Source organism: Sulfurimonas sp. (assembly GCF_032250635.1).
GTDB lineage: Bacteria > Campylobacterota > Campylobacteria > Campylobacterales > Sulfurimonadaceae > Sulfurimonas.
In genome coordinates, this window is sequence record NZ_JAVVFL010000107.1 from 1 (window position 1) to 7,701 (window position 7,701).

At 40.0% G+C, this 7,701-nt stretch carries 7 protein-coding genes and 1 pseudogene; all 8 read left to right on the top strand.

Going from position 1 to position 7,701, the window contains the following annotated elements; translation table 11 throughout:
• On the top strand, window positions 1-253 hold a 253-nt coding region (locus tag RQ763_RS07400; RefSeq protein ID WP_314152100.1), incomplete at its 5' end, for a diguanylate cyclase.
• Entirely contained in the window at window positions 250-1,392 is a 1,143-nt protein-coding gene (locus tag RQ763_RS07405; RefSeq protein WP_314152101.1) for a bifunctional folylpolyglutamate synthase/dihydrofolate synthase, read from the top strand. The genes RQ763_RS07400 and RQ763_RS07405, both read left to right, overlap by 4 nt.
• The gene (locus RQ763_RS07410) at window positions 1,385-2,341 is read left to right on the top strand and encodes a M23 family metallopeptidase (RefSeq protein WP_314152102.1); all 957 of its coding nucleotides are present in this window, start codon (window positions 1,385-1,387) and stop codon (window positions 2,339-2,341) included. The genes RQ763_RS07405 and RQ763_RS07410 overlap by 8 nt, the downstream gene beginning before the upstream one ends.
• The gene (locus RQ763_RS07415) at window positions 2,242-2,697 is read left to right on the top strand and encodes a polymer-forming cytoskeletal protein (RefSeq protein WP_314152104.1); all 456 of its coding nucleotides are present in this window, start codon (window positions 2,242-2,244) and stop codon (window positions 2,695-2,697) included. The genes RQ763_RS07410 and RQ763_RS07415 overlap by 100 nt, the downstream gene beginning before the upstream one ends.
• Window positions 2,698-2,713: 16 nt before the next feature.
• The gene (locus tag RQ763_RS07420) at window positions 2,714-5,689 is read left to right on the top strand and encodes a DEAD/DEAH box helicase (RefSeq protein ID WP_314152105.1); all 2,976 of its coding nucleotides are present in this window, start codon (window positions 2,714-2,716) and stop codon (window positions 5,687-5,689) included.
• A gap of 2 nt (window positions 5,690-5,691) precedes the next feature.
• Window positions 5,692-6,501 carry a TIGR00282 family metallophosphoesterase gene (locus RQ763_RS07425; RefSeq protein ID WP_314152107.1) on the top strand — a complete coding sequence of 270 codons (810 nt, stop codon included), beginning with the start codon at window positions 5,692-5,694 and terminating at the stop codon, window positions 6,499-6,501.
• 64 nt (window positions 6,502-6,565) lie between these two features.
• Complete coding sequence (locus RQ763_RS07430) at window positions 6,566-7,240, top strand: response regulator transcription factor (protein ID WP_314152109.1); 675 nt, start codon at window positions 6,566-6,568, stop codon at window positions 7,238-7,240.
• Window positions 7,234-7,701 (top strand): annotated as a pseudogene (locus RQ763_RS07435) (sensor histidine kinase); the annotation flags it as partial. The gene RQ763_RS07430 and the pseudogene RQ763_RS07435, both read left to right, overlap by 7 nt.

The window sequence follows — 7,701 nt, forward strand, 5'->3', positions numbered from 1 at the left end:
CCGGCCCGCGGCTGGGGGAGCAGGCGCGCGATCCGTTCGTGTTCGAGCGGGAGGTTTTGCTTTTGCCCAAAAAGTAAGAGAGAAACTTAAAAAAAGCAGCTTGGTGTATAAAGAGCAACAGATAAAACTTACCGTCAGCTGCGGCGTAAGTGACAGAAAATCAAATTTTTCACTCCAAAGTCTGCTAAAGAGTGCCGATGAAAATCTTTATAAAGCCAAAAAAGAGGGCAGAGACAGGGTTGTTTATAAGTGAGACTCAAAGAGTATTTAAATCTTAAACCGCTTTACTACGAGAAGATTGATTATACTCGTATGCCTCGAACATATGAGAAGATAAAAACCTCTCTTCCTGCTCCAAAGATAGTTCATATTGTCGGAACAAACGGCAAAGGCACAACGGGCAGGTTTTTAGCCAATGCGCTATTCTCTATGGGTTTTTGCGTCGGACACTACACATCCCCTCACATATTGGAGTTTAACGAGCGGATATGGAAAAACGGCAAAAACGCGAGCGATGACGAACTACAAGAGGCACATCAAGCGCTTCAAAAGATTTTGAGTAAAGATGATGCTCAGAAGCTTAGTTATTTTGAGTATACGACATTTTTAGCGATGCTGCTCTTTAGTGAGTGCGACTATGTAGTTATGGAAGCAGGTCTTGGAGGCGAATATGACGCAACCGCCGTATTTCCTAAAACACTCACTCTTGTAACGCCGATTGCGTATGACCACGAAGCTTTTTTAGGCTCAAGTATAGATGAGATTGCAGCTACAAAATTAAATGCAATTCAAAAGAGTGCAATTTTGGGCATTCAAAACTACGGTGAGGTTTATGAAACTGCCCAGAGAGTGCGTGGCGAAAAATCTATACAAAGAGTCGATGAGATTTTAGATGATGAAGATAGACAAAAGATAGATGAGATTTCAAAAAAATTATTCCTTGCTCCCTATTTGGTTCAGAATCTATCTCTTAGTATTGCCGCTATAAAGTTTTTAGCTCTTGCGTATGGAGCGGAAAACTTTTCATACCCCGTGCTTTTTGGAAGACTTACAAAAATAGCCAAAAATATTACGATAGATGTTGGACACAATGTTTTAGCGGCTCGAAGTGTAGCCGATGCTCTTTTAGGAGAGAAATATGTGCTTGTATATAACAGCTTTAGAGATAAAAACTATAAAGAGATTTTGACGACACTCAAGTCCATTGTTCTGCATGTAGAGATAATCACTATAGACGATGAAAGAGCCGCGTCAGTAGAGAGTATTCAAGCAGTTTTAACTAACTTAGAGATAAAATACAAACCATTTAAAGAGGTAAAACCGGAGTTTAACTATCTTGTTTTTGGCTCTTTTAGTGTCGTCGAAACATTTTTAAGAGAGTATTATGAATAATCACTTTACGATTACGATACATGACGATAATGGCGTAAAGCAGTTCAATCTTCATAAGATCATAAAAAAAGCCGTTTTTTACGCAGTTTTATTTATCGCAACTATCGCTCTTGTCGCAGTCGGTACAATTTTGTATCTTGATTATGCCGTAGATAAGATAGAGACAAAGCATGAGAGTATTCAAAAGGCTTACATGGCGCAGAAGGAGAAAAACAGACTCCTCGATGAGAGCATAAAAGAGGCACAAATAGCTCTAGTGGATAAAAAAAGAGAGCTCTTAGAGGTCTCGGATACGCTCTCTGAGATAGAGACACTCATAGGACTCGCGCCCGTAGCAGAGATGTCGTTGCAAGATAGAGTAAGTGTCACAAAGCTAAATTCTGAACACATGGCTACGCTTATGCAGTTTATTCCAAGCGGTTCACCGGTTAGATACAACGGAGTCACAAGCAGTTTTGGTTACAGAATACACCCTACGTTAAATTCAAAAGAGCTTCACCGCGGCATTGACATGAAAGCCGCTATGGATACTCCTGTTTATGCGACTGCCGATGGGATTGTTGAGTGGGCTGGATTTCATGATAAGAGCGGATTTGGGAATCTTGTCATACTGCAACACAATTATGGTTTTAGAGCTTATTTCGCTCATTTAAACAAAGTTGTGATAAAATCGGGCAGTTTTGTTAAAAAGGGCGATTTGATTGCCTACACAGGCAACTCAGGCATGAGCAGCGGTCCGCATCTCCATTATGAAATCAGATTTATTCAAAGGGCAGTTAACCCTGTAGAATTTGTAAGATGGAGTGTAAAAAATTATAATGATATATTTGAAAAGGAGAAACAGATACCATGGCAATCTTTAATAACAGCGACAGCACACATAAAGGTACCAAACCCGACACAAACACTACCATCATCACAGCTGGCTCTACAATCAAAGGTGAGATGACACTGGCGTGCAATCTTTATGTAGATGGAGAGTTTGAGGGGGTAATAACCTCAAGCAAAGAGGTTAATATCGGTAAAAGCGGTCATATCAAAGGGGACATCTCTACAACTAGACTTGTGGTTCAGGGCTATGTTGAGGGAAGCATTAATGCTGCAAGAGTAGAGATTAAGGCACACGGAAGAGTAAGTGGCTCTATAGAGTCCTCTGAGTTGGTAATCGAAGCAAAAGGTATTTTTGAAGGAAATAGCATCGTGAAAGATGTTTCTGCTATTGCAAAAAAAGCATCACATGGAGAAAATATTCCTGCCGATACGCTAAAGAGCGTTATTAATGATAATGAGGTAAAAGTATCATAGTCCTCCATTTAATCTAATGTCACAAAACAGACTATTTCAATACTACAAAACCTCTAAAGATCAAGACCTGGAGGTTTTGATATGCCAAGACGCAAAAGAGGCGCATGAGCTGGAGAGCGTAGCTAAGTTTTTTAAAAAAGATGTGCTTGTTTTTCCGGATCTCAGAGCAACTTTCGGGGACGATTTAAGAGTATATAAAGAGGAGATTCATGAACTCTTCTCTGCTCTAAGAAAATACTACTCTCTTAAAAAAAAGCCTCTTATCATTTCCCCGTTAAAGACGCTTCTTTTTAACCTTCCAAAAGCAAATCTTTTAAATTCCACAACACTTGAGTTTGGCTCTAATATAGAGCTAAAAAAGTTTCAAGAGCAGATGCTTTTTTGGGGATACAGCTTTGTGGACATGGTTCAGGTAGAGGGGGAGATCTCCTTTCGCGGAGATATTATAGATATATTTCCTCCCTCATCCGCGATGCCTCTTAGAATTTCACTATTTGATGATGAGATAGAGCAGATAAAATATTTTGAGCTGGAATCCCAAAGAACACAAAAAGATGAGCTTGAGAGCATAGTGATAACACCCGCCTTTTACTCACTGCATGAAGATGAGTTCGATAGGTTAAACGACAAGATTGCCAAAAGTGAATTTAACTCTTTGGTTAAAGATATCGCCTCTTTGGGACTTTGGCATCTTGATGAGAGTGCTGAGAATTTTTTAGATGGCAAAAACGCCAAGCTTGTTAGAAACCTTGATGCTCTTTTGGTTGATGCCTATGCTCTGAATAAGCCAACACTCTCAAGAGCGTGTTTTAACCTTGAGGTTTTGAGCGAATCCGACGACTTTAAAGAGATATCCGTGAGCGACGTTCAAGCTCTTTTAAAAGTGCATAAAGATAAAAAGATAACGGTTATAGCTTCAAATGAGGCGGTCGTTAAACAGGCGGGACTATTTGATCTAAAAGGGATTGAGACTCGTTATGCTCCCTACATCTTAAACATCCTTACCAAAGATGAGCTTGTCATTTCGCTTAACAAGCCAGATAGAATCAGACGCAGAAGAAAAAGCTCCATTTTGCTCGATGATCTCAAAGCTGGTGATTATGTAGTTCATGAGGATTACGGTGTCGGCATCTTTGAGAGTATTGAGAAGACTGAGATTTTAGGCGGTATTAAAGATTTTATAGTCATTAAGTATGTAGGCGATGACAAGGTTTTGCTCCCCGTTGAAAACCTCGATGTCATAGACCGCTATATCGCCTCAGGCGGCTCTGTTCCTGTTCTGGACAAGCTTGGAAAAGGTAGTTTCGGCAAACTAAAAGAGAGCGTAAAAAAGCGGCTTATGGAGATAGCGGGGCAGATTGTAAACACTGCCGCCGCAAGAGAGCTTATAAAAGCACCTAAAATTAGCGTAGATGAGAGCGAATTAAGAGCGTTTCAAAAGCTCTCTGGATTTCTTTATACGGATGATCAGACGGAATCAATCAACGAGATAATTACGCAGATGAGTTCGGGTCACATCATGGACAGGCTGCTCAGCGGTGATGTTGGTTTTGGCAAAACGGAAGTTGCTATGAACACTATTTTTGCAGCCTACAAGTCGGGTTATCAATCGGCTCTAATTGTTCCAACAACGCTACTTAGCGCGCAGCACTACCGCTCACTCCGTGAGAGATTTGATGATCTGGGGATAAAGTGCTCAAAGCTGGATAGATTTGTAAGTGCAAAAGATAAAAAAAATATCATTAAAGCACTTGCAAGCGGAGATCTTGACGTTGTTGTCGGGACGCATACGCTCTTTGATTTGGATTTTAAAAATCTTGGCGTAGTCATCATAGATGAGGAGCATAAGTTCGGGGTAAAGCAAAAAGAGAAGATAAAAGAGCTCTACCACAATGTTCATCTCCTCTCCATGAGTGCGACTCCGATTCCCCGCTCATTAAATCAAGCACTCAGCTCCATAAAAACAATGTCGCAGCTGCTTACTCCCCCAAGCGAGAGAGAGCCGGTGCGAACTTTTGTAAAAGAGTATGAAGAGAAGCTTATAAAAGAGGTAATCCTTCGTGAAATAAGGCGCGGAGGACAGATATTTTACGTCCACAACTCCATAGACCACATGCCGATAAAACTCGGAGAGCTAAAAGCGATACTTCCAGAGTTAAGAGTCGTAATGCTTCACTCCAAAATCTCTGCAACCGATACTGAAAAAGAGCTTCTGAAATTTGAAGCAGGGGAGTATGACCTGATGCTGGCAACCTCCATAATTGAGTCAGGAATCCATATGCCGCGCGTAAATACCATTATAGTTGATGGCGCAGATAGATTCGGAATGGCAGACCTGCATCAGCTACGAGGTCGCGTTGGGCGTAGCAGTGTCGAGGGATTTGCATACTTTATAGTAGAGAGTAAAGAGACACTAACTGATGATGCCAAAAAAAGGCTTCTTGCTCTTGAATCCAACTCATTTTTGGGAAGCGGCTCCGTGCTTGCATATCACGACTTAGAGATAAGAGGCGGAGGAAACTTAGTAGGCGATGCCCAAAGCGGACATATAAAAAATATCGGCTACTCCTTGTATCTTAGAATGTTAGAAGATGCCATAAAACTTCTTAGCAATCAGGCGCAGAGCGAAAAGCTAAAAGTCGATATTAAGCTAACCATCTCTGCCTTCATATCTGATGAGGTGGTAAAAGAGGATAGACTTCGTCTGGACATCTACAGACGCCTCTCATCATGTGAGCAAAGCGTTGAGATATATGAGATACAAGAGGAAGTAATAGACCGTTTCGGCGAGCTTGACACACCGACAAAGCAGTTTTTTGAGCTGATGGTCATTAAAATTTTGAGTCTGCATAAGAAGATAAAGAGTGTTTCAAACTATGGACAGAACATCACACTTACCTACATGGATGAGAAAAAAGAGAGCATAAAGTCAGACTCTAAAGATGATGACGACATTATTAAAGCAGTGCTAAAGTATTTAAGAGGAGTTTGACGTTGAGAGTAGCATTTATAGGCGATATTGTAGGAAGTCCCGGCAGAGATATGTTAAAGAGTCATCTGTCAAAGGTAAGAGCGGAGCACGGCGTTGATTTTGTAGTAGCAAACTACGAGAACGCATCTCATGGGTTTGGTTTGACTCTTAAAAATGCCAATGAGCTTTTTAGTTATGGGATTGACTGCATGAGCGGCGGCAATCATACATGGGACAAAAAAGAGGTTGAGGCGCTTTTTGAGACACATGAGATTTTACGACCGCATAACTATCCTGATGAGGTAAGCGGAACGGGTTGCAAGGTTTATGACGTAGCCGGAGAAAAACTGGCCGTTTTAAACCTTATGGGGCACTATGCCATGCCTTACACCGACAATGCTTTTAGATGTGCAAAAGAGAGTGTAGAATCTCTTCACGAGAGAGGTGTGAAAAATATTTTTATAGACTTTCATGCAGAAGCAACTAGTGAAAAACGAGCTATGATGATGCTTCTTCAAGGAAGAGTCAGTGCGATAATTGGGACACACACTCATGTGGGAACAGATGATCTTCAAATAGCAAACGCAACAGCTTATCTTACGGACATGGGGCTTACTGGCTGTAGAGACAACGTAATAGGCATGGATGAAAAAGTACCTCTTAAGCAGTTTCTCACGGGGCTAAAAGGTCATTTTGATATCCCAAAAAAGTGTAAAAAAATAATGCAGATAGCTATAATGGATTTTAAAGAGGGAAAATGTGAGCGTGCATTTAAGCTAAAAATATTTGATGAGGGAGAGGTTTTAAAAACAGATGCATGGATTGAGAAGTAACTGTAATGAAAAAGAGACCCTTTTTTGTTACAATAGTAGAAAATATAAATAGGGACACTTACATATGAGTGCAAAAATCGTCATAGTAGAAGATGAAGAGGATATTTTAGAGCTCATTGAGTACAATCTGCAAAAAGAGGGTTATGAAGTCATAGGCTTTTTAAATACCAAAAGTGTTGAGCAGATGCTTGTTGAAGAGGATGTTGATCTTCTTATAATGGATAGAAATCTCCCCGGCGTAGAGGGAAGCGAATTTGTTCAAGCTCTAAGAAAAGATGGATTTGCAACACCGGTAATATATCTAAGTGCAAAAAATGCAGACTCTGAGATAGAGGAGGGATTTTTAAGAGGCGGAGATGACTACATAACAAAGCCTTTCAATATGAAAGAGCTCCTTCTTCGAATCAAGGCTATTTTGCGAAGAACTTCAAAAAAAGTGGAAGAGGGGATATTCTCCCACAGAGATTTGGTTTTGGACAAAAGTTCAAGAACGCTTAGTGTGGATGGTAAAAAAGTAGATGTTACAAAACTTGAGTTTAATCTCTTGAGCGAATTTATTCTTAACAAAAACAGCGTGCTTGACCGTGACTATCTTTTACAAAATGTTTGGGGAGAGAGTGAAGAGTACCAGTATAGAACCGTAAATGTAGCCATAAACAGGCTTAAAGAGAAGATAGATCCCGATAAAACAAAAAACTACATAGAGACAGTCCGCGGGGTAGGGTATAAACTGTGTTGAAAATACATCAGATATTTATTTTAAAGTTTATACTTCTTTTTGCCGCTTCGCTACTCATCTCATCAATCATCAGCTATATTGCGCTAAAAGATATAATAATCGAGCACAATAAAAATCACTTAAAACATGCCATAGAATTTATGGAGATGGATTTAAAACATGTAGAAGATCTGGATAGTTTTGCATCAGAGATAAATAAGAGAATGTCTCTTAGAGTAACTATTATTGCCCAAGATGGGGTGGTTTTAGCTGAGTCAGATGCAGATAAAAAAGAGATGGATAACCATGCTTCAAGATTTGAGGTCATGCAGTCAAACTCTCAGGATTACGGGGATATAACAAGATATTCAGATACCGTAAAAGCGGATTTTTTATATGTTGCCAAAAGAGTTCTGTATAAAAATGAAGAGATATATCTTAGACTCTCTATGAGTTTGGAGCAGATAATGTACGATTTTTAC

Coding starts and splice junctions, on each gene's coding strand:
- RQ763_RS07410 (WP_314152102.1), top strand. CDS start 1,385: ATGAATAATCACTTTACGATTACGATACATGACGATAATGGCGTAAAG.
- RQ763_RS07415 (WP_314152104.1), top strand. CDS start 2,242: ATGGCAATCTTTAATAACAGCGACAGCACACATAAAGGTACCAAACCC.
- RQ763_RS07420 (WP_314152105.1), top strand. CDS start 2,714: ATGTCACAAAACAGACTATTTCAATACTACAAAACCTCTAAAGATCAA.
- RQ763_RS07430 (WP_314152109.1), top strand. CDS start 6,566: ATGAGTGCAAAAATCGTCATAGTAGAAGATGAAGAGGATATTTTAGAG.